This window comes from Rhodovulum sp. FJ3, assembly GCF_032918305.1.
In the GTDB taxonomy this organism is placed as follows: Bacteria; Pseudomonadota; Alphaproteobacteria; order Rhodobacterales; family Rhodobacteraceae; genus SAT37.
The window spans coordinates 144366-161206 of sequence record NZ_JAWJUU010000006.1; the positions used below are offsets into that span (position 1 = coordinate 144366).

Annotated in this window: 17 protein-coding genes; 6 read left to right on the plus strand and 11 right to left on the minus strand. The window is 60.9% G+C overall.

The annotated features are described in order from the left end of the window. Nucleotides 1-27: 27 nt before the first annotated feature. Both R1W00_RS15675 and R1W00_RS15680 read right to left on the minus strand, forming a co-directional pair. Complete coding sequence (locus R1W00_RS15675) at nucleotides 28-549, minus strand: hypothetical protein (protein WP_317263706.1); 522 nt, start codon at nucleotides 547-549, stop codon at nucleotides 28-30. Then, nucleotides 546-1283, minus strand: a complete 738-nt coding sequence (locus R1W00_RS15680; RefSeq protein WP_317263707.1) for a 16S rRNA (uracil(1498)-N(3))-methyltransferase — start codon at nucleotides 1281-1283, stop codon at nucleotides 546-548. The genes R1W00_RS15675 and R1W00_RS15680 overlap by 4 nt, the downstream gene beginning before the upstream one ends. A gap of 12 nt (nucleotides 1284-1295) precedes the next feature. On the opposite strand from R1W00_RS15680, the gene ubiA reads away from it, so the two are divergent. From ubiA to R1W00_RS15695, 3 genes are all read left to right on the plus strand, one after another. Beyond that, nucleotides 1296-2261, plus strand: a complete 966-nt coding sequence (gene ubiA / locus R1W00_RS15685; protein WP_317263708.1) for a 4-hydroxybenzoate octaprenyltransferase — start codon at nucleotides 1296-1298, stop codon at nucleotides 2259-2261. 62 nt (nucleotides 2262-2323) lie between these two features. Next, nucleotides 2324-4276 (plus strand): OmpA family protein, encoded by a 1953-nt coding sequence (locus R1W00_RS15690; protein ID WP_317263709.1) that lies wholly within the window; start codon nucleotides 2324-2326, stop codon nucleotides 4274-4276. Further along, complete coding sequence (locus R1W00_RS15695) at nucleotides 4273-4599, plus strand: hypothetical protein (protein ID WP_317263710.1); 327 nt, start codon at nucleotides 4273-4275, stop codon at nucleotides 4597-4599. The genes R1W00_RS15690 and R1W00_RS15695 overlap by 4 nt, the downstream gene beginning before the upstream one ends. 2 nt (nucleotides 4600-4601) lie before the next feature. Here R1W00_RS15695 and R1W00_RS15700 read toward each other — a convergent pair whose 3' ends face one another. The 7 genes from R1W00_RS15700 to R1W00_RS15730 all read right to left on the minus strand — a co-directional run bounded on the left by R1W00_RS15700 (nucleotide 4602) and on the right by R1W00_RS15730 (nucleotide 10935). Then, nucleotides 4602-5045, minus strand: a complete 444-nt coding sequence (locus R1W00_RS15700; RefSeq protein ID WP_317263711.1) for a molybdenum cofactor biosynthesis protein MoaE — start codon at nucleotides 5043-5045, stop codon at nucleotides 4602-4604. Further along, a complete protein-coding gene (gene moaD / locus R1W00_RS15705) occupies nucleotides 5046-5294 on the minus strand; it encodes a molybdopterin converting factor subunit 1 (protein ID WP_317263712.1) in 249 nt (82 codons plus the stop codon). After that, entirely contained in the window at nucleotides 5287-5961 is a 675-nt protein-coding gene (gene pgsA / locus R1W00_RS15710) for a CDP-diacylglycerol--glycerol-3-phosphate 3-phosphatidyltransferase (protein ID WP_317263713.1), read from the minus strand. The genes moaD and pgsA overlap by 8 nt, the downstream gene beginning before the upstream one ends. An 18-nt stretch (nucleotides 5962-5979) precedes the next feature. Then, the gene (uvrC, locus tag R1W00_RS15715) at nucleotides 5980-7860 is read right to left on the minus strand and encodes an excinuclease ABC subunit UvrC (RefSeq protein WP_317263714.1); all 1881 of its coding nucleotides are present in this window, start codon (nucleotides 7858-7860) and stop codon (nucleotides 5980-5982) included. 298 nt (nucleotides 7861-8158) lie between these two features. Continuing rightward, complete coding sequence (locus R1W00_RS15720) at nucleotides 8159-8950, minus strand: SDR family oxidoreductase (protein WP_317263715.1); 792 nt, start codon at nucleotides 8948-8950, stop codon at nucleotides 8159-8161. A gap of 10 nt (nucleotides 8951-8960) precedes the next feature. Next, nucleotides 8961-9953: a calcium/sodium antiporter gene (locus R1W00_RS15725; RefSeq protein WP_317263716.1), complete on the minus strand. Its 993-nt coding sequence runs from the start codon at nucleotides 9951-9953 to the stop codon at nucleotides 8961-8963. Nucleotides 9954-10134: 181 nt separating this feature from the next. Next, entirely contained in the window at nucleotides 10135-10935 is an 801-nt protein-coding gene (locus tag R1W00_RS15730) for a S49 family peptidase (RefSeq protein ID WP_317263717.1), read from the minus strand. Nucleotides 10936-11146: 211 nt separating this feature from the next. Between R1W00_RS15730 and R1W00_RS15735 the strand changes: the two genes are divergently transcribed. Then, nucleotides 11147-11743, plus strand: coding sequence for a CGNR zinc finger domain-containing protein (locus R1W00_RS15735; protein WP_317263718.1), 597 nt, complete (start codon nucleotides 11147-11149; stop codon nucleotides 11741-11743). Here the strand turns inward: R1W00_RS15735 and R1W00_RS15740 are convergent. Both R1W00_RS15740 and putA read right to left on the minus strand, forming a co-directional pair. Further along, nucleotides 11740-12231, minus strand: coding sequence for an acyloxyacyl hydrolase (locus R1W00_RS15740; RefSeq protein WP_317263719.1), 492 nt, complete (start codon nucleotides 12229-12231; stop codon nucleotides 11740-11742). The genes R1W00_RS15735 and R1W00_RS15740 overlap by 4 nt on opposite strands. 180 nt (nucleotides 12232-12411) lie before the next feature. Then, on the minus strand, nucleotides 12412-15720 hold the full coding sequence (gene putA / locus R1W00_RS15745) for a bifunctional proline dehydrogenase/L-glutamate gamma-semialdehyde dehydrogenase PutA (protein WP_317263720.1): 3309 nt from the start codon (nucleotides 15718-15720) through the stop codon (nucleotides 12412-12414). 103 nt (nucleotides 15721-15823) lie between these two features. On the opposite strand from putA, the gene R1W00_RS15750 reads away from it, so the two are divergent. After that, the gene (locus R1W00_RS15750) at nucleotides 15824-16279 is read left to right on the plus strand and encodes an Lrp/AsnC family transcriptional regulator (RefSeq protein ID WP_317263721.1); all 456 of its coding nucleotides are present in this window, start codon (nucleotides 15824-15826) and stop codon (nucleotides 16277-16279) included. 122 nt (nucleotides 16280-16401) lie between these two features. Continuing rightward, a complete protein-coding gene (locus R1W00_RS15755) occupies nucleotides 16402-16755 on the plus strand; it encodes a hypothetical protein (protein WP_317263722.1) in 354 nt (117 codons plus the stop codon). Nucleotides 16756-16841: the final 86 nt, after the last annotated feature.

Sequence of the window (16841 nt, forward strand, 5' to 3'; positions counted from 1 at the left end):
TGGGCTAGACCTGCGACGCTCCGCGCCTCAAGTCAAGGCCAGCGCCGCGTCCCGTCGCCAAACCGTGATCTGGCCATCCACAGGCGCGCGGTCAAGCACCGAAAGGAACATTTTCGGCCGCGCCCCCGGCAAAGCGACAAAGGCATCGAACAAATCATCGCTGCCCTGTGCGCCCAAGGGGATCGCAATCGGCGGGAACTGGGTCTGGAAAATCCGCCACCACGCGCGCCCCGAGACGGTGAAAAACAGGTCGATCTGGGTGATTTCACTGCGTGCGGCGACGCCCCCGCCGGTCGCGGACATATAGGTGATCTGGCCCTCTGTGACCTCAATCAGACCAGGCGTATCGCCTTGGGCATCAAAGCGCAGACGCCGCGCCGCAATCACGCCACTGCCAATCGCGACACCGCAGATCAACAGGCCCAGCGCGCCAAAGAAATAGCCGCCCAGAAAGAACACCCAAACGCCGAACGCCGCTACAGCCAGCGACACCAGCACCTCGCGCCAGCGGAAGATCCGCGCGCGCAGTTCGGGGCGGATCAGGCTCACCCCCAATCCCCCAACCGGTCCTGCCACAGGGTCATGGCGGCCACGGCGGCGGTATCGGCGCGCAGGATGCGGGGGCCAAGGCTAATCGCGGTGGCATTGGGCATGGCGGTGATGCGGGCGCGCTCGGCCTCGGAAAACCCGCCCTCGGGGCCGATCAGGATCGCCCATTTGCCACCCCGTTCATGCGCGCCCAGAACGGTTTGCGCATCCGACAGGGTTTCATCACAAAACAGCAACTGCCGATCCTCGGGCCACGCCGACAGAACGTCGTTCAGTTTCTGCAAATCCGCGACCTCGGGGACATAGGTGCCGCCGCATTGCTCGGCTGCCTCAACCGCGTGGGCCTGTAGACGATCGCGTCGGATACGTTCGGAATTCGTGAAATCGGTCTGCACGGGGCAAATCCGCGCCGCGCCCATTTCGGCGGCCTTTTCCACGATGAAATCCGTGCGCGCCTTTTTGATCGGCGCGAACATCAGCCACAGATCAGGCGGCAGGCGCAGCGGTCGCGTCTGTTCCTGACAGGTCAGGGTGCCGCCGCGTTTGCCCGCATCGGTCACGGTCGCACGCCATTCGCCGTTATCCCCGTCAAAGACCAGAATATCGGCCCCCTCGGACAGGCGCATGACGCCAAAAAGGTAATGCGCCTGATCCCGCGACAAAGGAACGGTTTGCCCCTGACCAATAGGGTGCTCTACAAACAGCCTGACTTTGATATTCGAACGTGTGCTCATGGGGGCGACGATATGACCGCAAATGGCAAAACGCCAGAGGCCGACGGACAGGTTTACGACGCAGTCGCGGGAAATTGGGTGGACCATCTGGCCCCGCCTTGGTCGCGGCCCCTGTTGCGGCTGTCGCGCGCGGATCGGGCGATTGGGACGTGGTTGCTTTTGCTGCCGTGCTGGTGGGGCGTGTTGCTGGCCGCCGCATCGACCGGTTGGCGGTGGTTTGATCTGTGGATCATGGCGGGATGCGCCATCGGGTCGTGGGTCATGCGCGGCGCGGGTTGTACATGGAACGACATTACCGACCGCGACTTTGACGCGCAGGTCGCCCGCACCAAATCCCGCCCGATCCCCTCGGGCCAGATCAGCGTCAAGGGCGCGGCGATCTGGATGGGTGTGCAGGCGCTGATCGGGCTGGCCGTTCTGGTGACGTTCAACGGCGCGGCGATCCTGATGGGGGTTTTGTCTATCCTGCCGGTTCTGGTCTATCCGTTCGCGAAACGGTTCACCTATTGGCCGCAGGTGTTCCTTGGGTTGGCGTTCAACTGGGGCGCGTTGCTGGCATGGGTAGCGCATACAGGCACCTTGGGCGCGCCGGCGGTGTTTTTGTACCTGTCGGGCATCGCATGGACGATCTTTTACGACACGATCTACGCCCATCAGGACAAAGAGGACGACGCCCTGATCGGGGTGAAATCCACCGCCCTGTTGTTTGGCGCGCGCACGCACCAGATTTTGCAGCTTTTCATGATCCTCGCCGTGGTTCTGATGGGGCTGGCCGTGGTCGCCGCGTTGATCCCGGGTGCGGGCATGGTCAAACTGGCGCTGGCCTTTGCGGGGGTCGTCGCGTTTGGCGCGCATATGCGGTGGCAACTGGGGCGATTGGACACCGGTGACAACGACCTGTGCCTGCGCCTGTTCTGGGCGAACCGGACGACGGGTCTGTTGCCTGCGCTGTTTTTTGCCGCTGCGGTCTTCGTTTAATTGCGAAACGGGGTTCAGCCCGCTAGTTAGTTGGCACCCTCACACGCGGAGCACCAAAAAGAATGCGAAAAGCACCCCCGTTGCTTGTGTTATTTGCAGCCCTCTTCGCCGCCGTCCTGTCGGTGTTTGCGGCCTATGTAGCGACCTTGGCGATTGAGGCACGCACCAGTGCCGCCATCCGTCGCGTTCTGGCCAATGAAGCGATCACATGGGCCGACGTGTCGGCCGACGGGTTGCTAATTTCGATGACCGGCACCGCCCCGTCCGAGGCGATGCGCTTTCGTGCGCTGTCGCTTGCGGGGACGGTTACGGATGCGTCGCGCGTCATCGACAATATGGACGTGACCCCGCCGGTACCGATTGATGATCCGGAATTCGCGCTTGAACTGCTGCGCAACGACGCGGGCGTCACGATGATCGGCCTGATCCCGACCCAAGGCGAATTCGTCGCCCAAATCATGGATGCCGTGGGTGAGGCCGCGCCGAACCTGCCGGTGACCAATATGCTGGATTCCGCCGACTTTCCGGCGCCTGAGCAGTGGGATCAGGCGTTGGCCTTTGGCCTAGAGGCGCTGAACCTGTTGCCGCGGTCCAAAATCTCGGTGGCCGAGGGTGAGGTGACAATCACCGCCATCGCCGACAGCGCCGCGACCAAGCGCCGGTATGAGGACACGTTGCTGCGCGATCTGCCGAGCGGGGTGGAAATGGCGCTGGATATTTCGGCCCCGCGCCCCGTGATCACGCCGTTTACCCTGCGGTTCGTCAAAGATGCGGCGGGCGCGCGGTTTGATGCCTGTTCCGCCGAGACGGACGCCGCCCATGACCGCATTCTGACCGCCGCCCGCGCCGCCGGTGCGCCGGATAGCGCGACATGCCGGATCGGCCTTGGCGTGCCGACGCCCGATTGGGCCGCTGCCGTCGAAACCGCGATCAACACCGTCGACCAACTGGGCGGCGGCACCGTGACCTTTAGCGACGCGGATGTGTCCCTTGTCGGGCTGGCGGGCACCGACGCCGCCCTGTTTGACCGCGCTGTTGGCGAACTTGAATCCGCCCTGCCCGACCTGTTCTCGCTGCACGCCGACCTGCCCGAACCCGTTTCCGTCGATGGCACTGACGCGGAAACCGGTCCGCCCGAATTCATCGCCACCAAAAGCCCCGAGGGTCTGGTGCAACTGCGCGGACGCGTGACCGACGATCTGGTCGCCACCGCCGCCGAAAGCTATGCCCGCGCGCGGTTCGGTTTGGATAAGGTCTATGTCGCGATGCGCATGGATGACACCCTGCCCGATGGATGGTCGATGCGGGTTCTGGCCGCGCTGGAGGGTCTGTCGGAACTGGCCAATGGCGTTGTTGTTGTGCAACCCGAGTTCGTTGAACTGCGCGGCACCACAAACGATCCCGAGGCGCGCGACCGCATCGCACAGAGCTTTGCCGCCAAGCTGGGCGAGAACGAGAATTACGCGATCAACGTCGAGTTCGTTGAGCTTGAGGAAATCCACGAAGATGAGAGCCTGACGCCCGAACAATGCGTGGCGCGGATCAACGACGTTCAGTCGATCACCAAGATCACCTTTGGCCCCGGCGTGACCAGTGTCGAGGGCGACTCGTTGAACGTGGTGGACAAGATCGCCGAGATCCTGCGCGAATGCCCCGACGCCCAGATTGAGGTCGGCGGCCACACCGACAACCAAGGCAGCGAGGGCGGCAACCAGAGCCTGAGCCAACAGCGCGCGAATGCGGTCGTCAACGCCTTGGCCGCGCGCCGCATTCTGGTGTCCAACCTGACCGCCGTGGGCTATGGCGAGACCACCCCGATCGCCGACAACAGCACCGAAGAGGGCCGCGAGGCGAACCGCCGGATCGAATTCCGCCTGATGGAAACGGTTGAGGCCGAACCGGATATTCCCGAAAACACCGAAGGCGCAGAGCCCTCCGACGCCCCCGCCGATGAACAGGGTTCAGGCGACGCCGAACCGACCACCGACGACACCGAAACGGACGCAGCAGAATGAACAGAACCGAATTGATTATTGTCACCGCGATCGTCTTGTTCGTCGCATTTTTGCTGGGCTGGTTTACGTCGTGGTTGATCAACCGTTTGTCGCGGGTAACACAGGCCGATATGGGCGAATTGGACCGTATGTCGCGGGAATTGCACGAGGCCGAAGAGGCCCGCGATCACGCCCTCACCGATCTGGAACAGCGTGAATCGCACCTGACCACCCAGTTGAACCAGACCGAAGCAGAGCTGCGCGCGGCGATGGATGGTCTGCGCGAAGCGCGCCAAGAGGCCGAAGAGCTGCGCGCCGTGATCGAACGTCAGAACAACGCCTGATCTCACCAGCGGCTGAGGGCGTCCTCGTCCTCGGCCTTGCTGGCGACCCATTCCTCGCCGGATTGGGTGATCTCTTTTTTCCAGAACGGCGCGCGGGATTTCAGGAAATCCATCAGAAACTCGGCGGCCTCAAAGGCATCCACACGGTGGGGCGATGCGGTCGCGACCATCATGATCATATCGCCCGGTCCCATCGCGCCATAGCGGTGGATGATCAAAACATCGCGCAAATCCCAACGGGCCCGTGCGTCGGCCTCGATCTTTTCCAGCGCGCGTTCGGTCATGCCGGGGTAATGTTCGATCACCATCCGGTCCAGATCGCCCCGCGCCAGATCGCGCACGATACCGGTGAACGTCACCACCGCGCCCGCATCGGTGCGCCCCGTGGCAAAGGCGTTGGCCTCGGCCCCGAAATCGAACGGTTCTTCCTGAACGCGGACGGTCATTTAGCCCCCCGTCATCGGCGGAAAGAACGCAACCTCACGGACGCCGGCCAAGGGCGCGTCGAAATCCGTCAGGTCCTGATCCAGAGCCACGCGCAGCGAGTCGAGATCGGCAAAGGCCGCAGCATAGCGCTCTTCGCGCGCACAGAGTTCGGCCACCAGATCACGGACGGTCGCGGCGGATGTCTCTACCTGCTCTTTCGGCAGGCCAATCCGTTCGCGGACCCATGCAAAATAAAGAACATCAACCATTTTCCCCCCCATCGCGCAGAAACGGCACCGACTTTGAAAAGTAGTCCCATCCTGTAATGAAGGTCAGAATAGCAGCAACCCACAACAGCGCGATACCACCATAAAGGCTTATAAAATTGCCGTAGTATTTCCAGATCAGTCCCAGTTCGTCCGCCACATTTCCCGCCAGAACCTCACGCACGATCTCGGGATCCATGCCAAGGCTGTGCATGGTCAGGTAATGTTCGAACAACCCGTTCACCAGCAGAACCGAAATCGCCACCATCTGCACGGTGGTCTTCCATTTCGCCAGCTTGGTCACCTTGAGCAAGCCCGCCTGCGCCCCGAGGAATTCGCGCAGACCCGCGACGAACACCTCACGAAACAGGATGATCACGGCGGGCACCACCACAAAGGGCGTCGCGCCAAACAGGTTCGACACGGTGAACAGGGCGATGATCACCATCGCCTTATCCGCAATCGGGTCCAGCATCGCGCCAAAGCGGCTGGTCTGGTTCCATTTGCGCGCCAGATACCCGTCCAGCCAATCGGTCACAGACGCGCCGATGAACAGGATCAATGCCGCCCAATCCGCATAGGGACGCGCCAACAGCATGAACACAAGCGCCACCGCAGGCGCCGCAAGCAGACGGATGACCGTCAAAATATTGGGTAGGTTCCAAGTCATGCGACCGTCTTTATCCTGTCAGCCCTTCTCATGGAAGAAGCCATAGATCGTTTCGGCCAGACTATCGGAAATTCCGTCCACGGCCTTGAGATCGGCCAGATCGGCGCGGGACACGGCCTTGGCACTGCCGAAATGGGTCAACAGGGCGCGTTTGCGGGTTGCGCCGACGCCCGGCACCTCATCCAGCGGGTTTGCCATATTGGATTTCGCGCGCTTCTGACGATGCGCCCCGATGGCAAAACGGTGCGCCTCATCGCGCAGACGCTGCACGAAATAAAGAACCGGATCATTGCGGCGCAGAGCAAAGGGGCGTTCGCCCTTGCGGTGGAATTCCTCTTTGCCGTGGTCGCGGTCCACGCCCTTGGCCACCCCGATCATCGGCACGTCCTCAACCCCCAGTTCGGCCATGATTTCGGCGACCGCACTGACCTGACCGGCGCCCCCGTCGATCAGCAATAGATCGGGCCAGCTTTCGGTTTGGCGATCGGGGTCCTCTTTCAACAAACGCGAAAATCGCCGCGTCAGGACCTCTTTCATCATGCCAAAGTCATCGCCGGGGGTCAGGTCGGTGTTCTTGATGTTGAACTTGCGATACTGGCTTTTGAGGAACCCCTCGGGGCCTGCAACGATCATCCCGCCCACGGCGTTGGTGCCTTGGATGTGCGAGTTATCGTAAACCTCAACCCGCTTGGGTGCGGCGTCCAGACCGAATGCCTCGGCCACCCCTTGCAACAGCTTTGCCTGCGCCGCCGTTTCGGACATGCGTCGGCCAAGGCTTTCGCGGGCGTTGCGCGCGGCACCGGCGACCAGATCGGCCTTTTCGCCGCGCTGGGGCACCTGAATATCGACCTTACGGCCCAGCTTTTCCGACAAAGCCTCGGCCAGCAGTTCGCGGTCCTCAATGTCGTGGGACAACAGCAACAGGCGCGGCGGTTCCTTGTTGTCGTAGAACTGACCGATGAAGGCCTGCAATACCTCTTCGGGCCCTGCCCCCGAACCGGTGCGCGGATAGAAATCGCGGTTGCCCCAGTTCTGGTTCGCGCGGATGAAAAACACCTGCACACAGGCCTGACCGCCCTCTAGGTGCAGGGCGATCACATCGGCCTCGGCCACGCCGCGCGGGTTGATGCCCTGAACCGACTGGACCTGAGTCAGGGCGCGAATACGGTCGCGCAGGGCGGCGGCGCGCTCAAACTCCATCGCGTCCGAGGCGGCCTGCATCTCAACAGCCAGTTGTTCCTGCATCTGGGTGCTTTTGCCCTGTAGGAACCGTTCGGCGTCATTCACCAACTGGCCGTAATCGTCCTCGGAAATCCGACCGACGCAGGGCGCGCTGCATCGTTTGATCTGATAGAGCAGGCAGGGGCGCGAGCGGCTCTCGAACGTGGAATCCGTACAATTGCGCAACAGGAACACGCGCTGAAGCTGGTTCAGGGTCCGGTTCACCGCGCCCGCACTGGCAAACGGTCCGTAATAGCCGCCCTTTTCCTTTTTCGCCCCGCGATGCTTTTTGATCTGGGGATAGGCGTGTTCCTTGGACACCAGAATATTCGGGAACGATTTGTCGTCCCGCAGCAGCACGTTATAGCGCGGCTTGAGCTGCTTGATCAGGTTCTGTTCCAGCAACAAGGCCTCGGTTTCCGTCCGCGTCGTCAGGAACATCATCGACGCGGTTTCGGAAATCATTCGCGCAATACGTGGGCTGTGCCCCGTTGGTTTCGCATAGTTCGACACCCGCCGTTTCAGGTTGCGCGCCTTGCCGACGTAGAGAACGCGGCTCTCGGCATCCAGCATCCGATAGACCCCTGGCGAGCCGTCAAGCGTCGCCAAATAGGACCGCACACAGTCATGTCCGCGCGGGCGCGGCGGGGTCTCTGGGGTGTCGATACTTTCGGTCATCTTTTATGGGTGTGATTCTGTCTGCTGCTGCAATGTTATGCGTCAGGGGGCAAGGTAAAACAAATCCACTATTTCTGTGGATAACTCTGAGGGTAACTCTGAGCCGGTCGGGATTTTCCTTTGTTTTATTACCATTTCGTTGATCTGCCTGTTTTTTAGGCGCACATGCAAGGCTTTGTTTTTATTGTATAAAAAATTGCACCCCCTGCAAATGATTGAAAACACTACAGAATCGTAACGGTTCCGTGACAAGAATCCGACAGGTGGACAAGTCAAGTGGTGGAATGCCGGAAATGGGTTATTCGACCCCGATAACGTCCGGCGTTTTCCAACCCAGATGCTGACCGCCATCCACGCAAATCAACTGCCCCGTGACCGCAGGCGCATCCAAGAAATAACCCAGCGCGGCGGTGATGTCGGCCTCATCCGCGCCGCGCTCTAGAATCGTTGCGGCGCGCTGTGCGGCAAAGTGCGATGCGGACTGACGACCGCCCTGAATGGTGGGTCCCGGCCCGATCGCATTGACGCGAATATGCGGCGCCAGACCTTGGGCGGCGGTTTGGGTCAGGGCCCACAGACCGGCCTTGGCAATCGTATAGGTGGTAAATTCTGGCGTCAGTTTGCGAACACGTTGATCGATCATGTTGATGATCAGGGATTGCTCAACCAACTCGCCCGCGTCATTCGGGCGACCTCCGGGGGCCTGTTCGGCAAAGGCTTGGGTCAACACGAACGGCGCGCGCAGGTTCGACCCGATATGCCGGTCCCAACTGGTGCGTGTGGCGGTCTGAAAGTTGTCGTATTCAAAGATCGAGGCGTTGTTGATCAACACGTCCAGAGGTGCACCCCCCAAACCCGCGCGGGCCTGATCGACCAAGCCCTGCGTCTGATCCTCATCCAATAGATCGGCGCCGACGGCCACGGCGCGGCGCCCCATCGCGGTGATCTCATTCACCACGGACGCCGCATCATCCGCCGAGCCGTTATAATGCACCGCAACATCATAGCCCCGTCCGGCCAGATATAGCGCCATTGCACGCCCCAAACGGCGGCCTGCGCCGGTTACCAATGCATTCTTTGTCTGCGTCATGGGCCCTACCCTAGGTCAAAAGCACCTTAAGTACATAGGCCGCATATAGCGCGGTAAAGACCGCACCCCAAATTCGATTGATGTTCATGCGGAAAAACACGAAGGGCACAAGGACCAAGGCAGACGCCAGCATCACCCACAGGTCAAACCGCAACAATTCGGGCGGCACACTCATGTCGCCCACAAGGCTGGCCACGCCGATAATGGCAAGCAGGTTGAACATGTTCGACCCGATGACGTTCCCAAGGGCCACGTCGGCCTGTTTGCGGATGGCGGCGACCACGGTGGTGGCCAATTCCGGCAGGGACGTCCCGATCGCCACAAGGGTCAGGCCGATCACCGTTTCACTGACCCCGATATCACGCGCGATGTTGACCGACGCATCCACGAAGATATCCGCGCCAAGGGGCAGACCAATCAGGCCCAGAACCATGAAGACCGCGATCTTCCATCCGGGCAGGGACGGATCGACGCCCTCGAGGTCATCTTCGAAATTATGGGGTTCTTCGTCTTCAACCGGCTCAACCTCAACCGGCTTGCAACAGCTGCGGCGATGATCGCGCGCCGCCATGGCCGAGTCCCACAGCATAAAGCCCAGAACCGCCAACAGGATCAGACCCTTGATCCACGTGAACGGCCCCAGCAGGGCCAAACCAATGAACAAAACCGTCGCGAACAACATGGTGACATAGCTGCGGTGGGTTTGGCAGTGCTCGGTGTGCAGGACAGAGATCATCGCGGGAATGCCCAGAACCAACAGGACGTTCGCGATGTTCGACCCCACCACATTGCCCAAGGCAATGCCCGACGCATCGTGCAGCACCGCCTTGATCGAGATAAGCAGCTCTGGCGCGGAGGTCCCAAAGGCCACGATCGTCAAACTGACGATCAGCGCGGGCACACCCAACCGCAGGCTTAGGTTCACGGCCCCTTTGACCAATGAATCCCCCGCCAAAAGCAGGATCACCAAGCCAAGCCCGGCCATCAACAGATCAAGCGCCATGCAGTTCTATCCTTTTTGACACGGGCATTTGCCCGCGCCGATCTTGTACCGCCCGCACGAGGGGCATTTCTTCGGCGTTGCGCGCTCAATCGTTTTGCCGCCGGGAAGCCAGCGCAGGCGCCCGAACATGGCCAGCACGACCATCACAACCAGAAACAGGGAGACGATTTTAATGATCACGTTACAATCCGTAGCGGGCCCATTGGGCGCGTTCCTCAACCTCGTGCATCATCGCGCCGAACATCGACCCGCTCAGGCGTTGAAACAGGCTGCGCTGAACACCATAGCGGCGCAGGCGCACGTCATCGCCAAACAGCTCTTTCATCTTGGGTTCCAGATGGGCAATCCCGTCGACCAGCCCCTGTTCGACCGCATGTGCGCCGATCCAGATTTCGCCGGTGAACAGGTCGGGATCATCCGACAACTTGTTCCCACGCCGCGATTTGACCTGTTCGATAAAGGTCTGGTGCAACTGGTCCTGCCATTTGGCAAGGCTGACCAGATCTTCGGGTTTTTCCGGCTGAAACGGGTCCAGTTTGCTTTTGGAGGTGCCCGAGGTGTGCACGCGGCGCTCAATCCCATGACGCGCGATCAGGTCCTGAAACCCGAAGCCCGCCGAAATCACACCGATGGATCCGACAATAGATGTCGCATCGACGTAAATCTCGTCCGCCGCCGTCGCCAGCCAGTATCCACCCGACGCGGCCACATCTTCGACAAAGGCATAGACGGGGATGTCCTTTTCCTCGGCCAACCGCCGGATGCGCGACGCGATCAGGGAACTCTGCGCGGGCGAACCACCCGGCGAATTCAGGATCAGGGCCACAGCGCGCGGTTTGCCCTTGCGAAAGGCACGTTCGATCATACCGCCAAGTGCCGCATCATTCAGCATCCCGCGCCGTGACGACGCGGCAATCGTTCCCTGCAGACGCAGAACCGACACCGTGGGGTGCTTTTTGAAAGGCGGCAGAAATCGTTTCATGGGGTCGATGTAGAGTTTGAAAGAGGCTGCAACAAGGTGACAAAGCGAAAGTTCCGCAGCGATGTGGCACCGCCGCATCCTAAATACGGGGTTTAGGGCGCTCTCACGTCATTGTCATGGGCCGCGACCCGATGTGCGCAGGCGGGCACCGGATGGGACTTGGCATAAGGCACCGTTTATTCTAGCTTTAGGTAGTTACGGGAAAGCACACATGACGGATATGCCTTTTTTCATCGCGGACAACCCCGCGTTGGACTTTCTGAACAGCATCGCCCAGCCCAGCGATGAGGTGATCGATTGGCTGAGTGACCCTCACCGGTTTGTCGAATGGCTGCGCCTAAGTGCGATGATCCCCGACGATCAGGCCGACCGCTTTCAGTCAATGCCGCAAGAGGCGCTAGAGGACGTTACCGAACAGGCGCGTGTGCTGCGCGAATGGCTGCGCGGTGTTGTGGCGCGCAACGCGGGCCGCGATCAGGTGACCCTGACCGAGGGCGAGGCGCGGTATCTGAACGGTCTTCTGGCACAGGATCACCGGTATTTTCAGGTCCACGCGGATCCCGTCCATCTGCACGAAACCCGCGATTGGTCCGATCCCATGTCCCTATTGATGCCGGTGGCCGCTGCGGCCGCACATCTGCTGGCCGAGGCCGATATCTGGCATGTCAAAAACTGTGAGGGACCGACCTGCACCATGTGGTTTGAGGACAAGACCAAGAACCGCAAGCGCCGCTGGTGCACCATGTCGATCTGCGGCAACCGTGCCAAGGCCGCCGCATTCCGTGCCCGCAAAAAGGCCCAAGCCTAGAACCGACGCCCATAGCGCAGACTAACCGTTTCGACACCCGGGTTCGGGCCGTCACTCAGGTTGCCGTGGGATTTATGCTCAATCGCGATCGAGATCTGCGAGGCCTCGCCGACATAGGCCCCGACGCCGATCAGGCTGCGGAACTGAAAGTCGCTGCCCAATTCGGTGCCGTTGCTGCCCGCATCATAGTATCCCGGACCGAACGCCCCCTCGACGAACCAGCGCTCGCCAAGGTCATAACGCCCCTGAATATTAACGCCGACAAAGACGTCATTGTCCCCGTCGAACTGGGCCACCGTGCCCCAGCCGGCGGTCCAATTGCGGCCTTCCCATGCGGGATCCAGATGGTATTCAAAGGTGAACGCGCCAGCGGACGAATTGGTCCGCGACAAGGCGTCATCCACCCCAACCCCAAAGATGATTTCGCCCGCGAATGCCGGTGTCATGGCAACAGACAACCCGGCCGCAAGCACGAGTGCTTTCGACATATTGGCCCCCAAAGACCTGATTTCATTGAATGTTCGGCCGCGAGTGTGGGCCGGTTATGGGGGCTAGATATGATTTACAGATCAGTTCACCATAGGGGCGCGCGTCACGTCTGATCCCAAACGCGTGAGGCCCGCGAAAACACCTGTTTCGCGGGCCTCGGCACAAGGTTTTGTGATCTATTAACCGGCCAACAGGGCCGCGTTTCCGCCTGCGGCGGTGGTGTCCACACAGAGGTGGCGTTCATGCAGGACATGCGCCGCATCGGGTCGTCCGGTGATCAGGGGGATGATCGCCCCGTCTTGCGCCGCGAGTTGTCTGGCGATGGTTCGGGCCGTGTCGGCATCCCCCCACCACAGAACGGCGGCGGCATCGCGGGGCTCTCCGGTCGTGACAGCCACCCCGCCCAGATCGCGCACCAGTCGCGCCTGTTCTGCGGCCTGTTCCTCGGTCGGCCCAAGGCACAAGATCGGCCCCCGCGGATGCAGGGTCAAGCGGTTCATCTCGCCTGTCGGTCCCGGCATCAACTGTTCCATCACCGGCGCGGGGCCGGTCGCATCCACCATAAAGCGCGGCAGGTAATAGGGGCCGCCGGCCTTGGGCCCTGTGCCCGACAGCCCCTCACCGCCGAACGGCTGACTGCCAACGACCGCACCGATCTGGTTGCGGTTCACATAGGTATTTCCGACGTAGATGCGCGACGAAATCCGCTGAACCCGCTCATCAATCCGCGTGTGCAACCCAAACGTCAGGCCAAAACCCCGCGCGTTTATGTCGTCAATCACGCGGTCCAGATCGCGCGCCCTGAACGTTGCCACATGCAGGACGGGGCCGAACACCTCATGCGTCAGATCGGCAATCCCGTCCACGGCGATCAGGGTCGGGGGCACAAACGTCCCCCGCACCGGCGCAGACAATTGGTGGAGCACCCGCGCACGGTGGTGTTCGATATAGGTGGCGATGCTGTCACGGGCGGCTCCGTCAATCACCGGTCCCACGTCGGTCGACAAATCCCAAGGATCGCCAAGGGTCAGTTGATCCATCGCGCCCTTAATCATCTCGATCACCTGATCGGCGGTGTCCTCTTGGACATAGAGACACCGCAGGGCGCTGCAACGTTGCCCCGCCGATTGAAACGCGGAGGCCACGATATCGCGCACCGCCTGTTCCGGTAGGGCGGTTGAATCGACCACCATCGCGTTCAAACCACCGGTTTCCGCGATCAAAGGCGTACCTGGCGCGACGTGGTCGGCCATTGTGCGGTTAATGCGTTGCGCCGTGGCCGTCGATCCGGTGAACACCACGCCGTTTATGCGCGGATCCGAGGTGATCGCCGCGCCGACCTCGGCCCCTACGCCCGGCAGGAATTGCAGTGCACTAATCGGCACGCCCGCCTGGTGCAGCAGTTGAACCGCCATGAACGCGGTGATCGGGGTCTGTTCGGCCGGTTTGGCCAGAACCGCGTTCCCCGCCATCAAGGCCGCTGCGATCTGTCCTGTGAAAATCGCCAAGGGAAAATTCCACGGCGAAATCGCGGATACGATCCCGCGCGCAGTGCCCGCGACCTCTTCGCCTTGATCCGCGTAATAGCGCAGGAAATCCACGGCCTCACGCAACTCGCCCACGGCGTCCAACTGGGTCTTGCCGGCCTCACGCGCGAGAACCGCAAAGAACGGTCCGAACTGTGCCTCATACAGGTCCGCCGCACGGCGCAGCGTTTCGGCGCGGGTGGCGGCGTCGGCGGCCCACGGGGTGGCGGCATCCATCGCCGCGCGAACGGTGTTTACATCCGCATGGGTGACCTGCGCGATGACCTCACCCGTTGCGGGGTTTGTGACCGGATGGGCCGCACCTGTCGCCGTGCCCGCCACAATGGGGTGCGCATCGGGGATCGCAACATCACGCGCGGCGTCAATCTGGGCCAGGGCCGCACGGCTATTCAAATCGAACCCGCGCGCGTTTTTCCGTCCCGCCCCGAACAGATCCGCCGGGGCAACCAGACCCGCAGGGGCCATCGCCCTGTCCATCGCGGCAAAGGGGTCGGCGGCGATTTCGGATGCGGGCACGGCCTCATCAACGATCTGATGCACAAAGGACGAATTCGCCCCGTTTTCCAACAGCCGCCGCACCAGATAGGCCAGCAAATCGCGGTGTTGCCCCACCGGTGCATAGATGCGGCAGCGGTTCCCGTGTTCCCGCAGCACCATGTCATGCAGTGCCTCGCCCATGCCATGCAGGCGCTGGAATTCAAACGGGCGTCCGTCGGCAAGGTTCAGGATCGCCGCAACCGTATGCGCATTATGCGTCGCGAATTGGGGGAACAGGCGGTCGCCCATCCGGAACAGACGTTCGGCAAGGCAAATATAGGCGACGTCCGTGCCCGCCTTGGTCTGGTAAAGCGTGAACCCGGACAGGCCCGCGACCTGTGCCAGCTTCATTTCCGTGTCCCAATAGGCGCCTTTGACCAGACGGATGTTCATACGGCGATCATAGGTCGTCGCCATCTGATAAAGCGCATCAATCGCCTCGGGCGCACGCTTGCCATAGGCCTGCACCACAACGCCGAAGCCGTCCCAACCGGCCAGATAGCTATCGGCCAGAACGCGGTCGATCACGCGCAACGACAGGCCCAGACGATCCTGCTCCTCGGCATCAATATGGAACCCGATGCCCGCATCCCGCGCCTGACAGGCAAGACGCGTCACGACGGGGACCAATTCGTCCATCACACGGGCCTCTTGCGCGACCTCATATCGGGGGTGCAGCGCAGAGAGTTTCACCGAAACCCCGGGACGATCCGCAATCCCACCCGTCTGCGGACCTGAACCGATTTGGGTGATCGCGGCGGCATATTCGGCGGCATAACGCGCGGCATCCTCGGCGGTGCGCGCGGCCTCACCCAGCATGTCGTAGGAATAGGTATAACCGCGTGCCTCCATCCCGGCGGCACGCTTCATCGCACCCTGAATGGTTTCGCCAAGGACGAACTGGCGCCCCATTTCTTTCATCGCGCGGGACACGGCGGTGCGGATAACGGGTTCGCCCAGACGTTTGATCGCCCCACGCAATGTCCCCGCCAAACCAGGCTGGTCGTCGTCCAATATGCGGCCGGTCAGCATCAACGCCCATGTCGATGCATTGACCAATGTCGAAGACGCTTGACCCAGATGTGCCCCCCATTCGGACGGCGCAATTTTATCGTCGATCAGCGCGTCCATTGTGTAGGTATCCGGCACGCGCAACATCGCCTCGGCCAGACACATCAGGGCAACGCCCTCTTGGGTCGAGAGACCATATTCGCCAAGGAACTGCTCCATCAGGCTAGGCCGCGTTTCACGCCGAAGACGTGTGATCAGCGTGATCGCCGCATCCGTGATCTCCGCACGCTGTGGTGGCGTGATACCCGCGTCGGCGATAAGATGGTCCAGAACGCTCTGGTCCGAGGCGAATTTGTTGCGATCGTCAAAACCGTAGAATCGAATGTGGTTCATGTGCGGCCCCTTTCGAATTGACTCTAGACCGCCGGAATTAGACCATGGGACCAATCATGTGCGCCGATATGGTCTAAAGCACCATTTTTCAGGGTTAATTTAGATGTCACCTAAGCTCGATCAAATCGACCACCGTATCATCGAGGCATTAACCGCGAACGCGCGAATGCCTCTGACCGACCTTGCAAAAAATGTGGGACTGTCAAAAACACCGGTCGCCGCGCGGATCAAACGGTTGGAAGCCGAAGGCATCATCAAAGGCTATCGCGCGGTTTTGTCCGCGGTCAGTCTTGGCCTAACCCATGTCACTTATGTCGAGGCAAAACTGACAGACACCCGAGAAAAAGCCCTGTCGGCGTTCAACGACGCAGTTCGTCTGATCCCCGAGGTCGAAGAATGCTACATGATTTCTGGTGGATTCGATTATCTGCTGAAAATCCGGACCCAAGGCATGCCTGAATTCCGCGCCTTGATGGCCGAGCGGATCTCGACACTACCTTATCTGGCCTCAACATCGAGCTATGTGTCGATGGAAGCGATCGTAGAGGTTGGTTTTTAGGGCAACGTCTGGTGAGGGAACCGATGGCATAGGCATGTCAGCCACAGAAACCATAACGCCCGGCAATGGGGATTGCTAATGCACGGGTCCATGACCATACCGCCACCAAGTAGGGGACGCACATGATCAACACGATGCTGGGTCTGCTCCTCTTGGGACTGTCTTGGGGCCTCTATGTGACGCTACCCGTCCTGATCGGTTATGCCGCGTGGCAGGGGTATCGCCACCGTATCCGTCCCGCGATAACTTCGATCGGCATGTACATTTTGGCGACGGTGCTGATGCCGTTGCTCTGTCTGTTCCTTGAAAATACCGCCGCCACCAGACGGATTTTAGGCTCGGAGTACTTTGAAGGCCTGTCCATCGCCTCTTATACAGGTGCCCCGTTTCTCTCTGGCCTCGCTATCTTTTCGGGCCTGATATTCTTTGCTGTGGGGTGGGTTCTTGGGGCACGTCGGCGTTTGCCGAGGGACTAGTCCCAGAACGTTTAAAGCCCCATGCGATTTGCTGGGGCTTTAGGTATAATTTGGTTGCGGGGAGAGGATTTGAACCTCTGACCTTC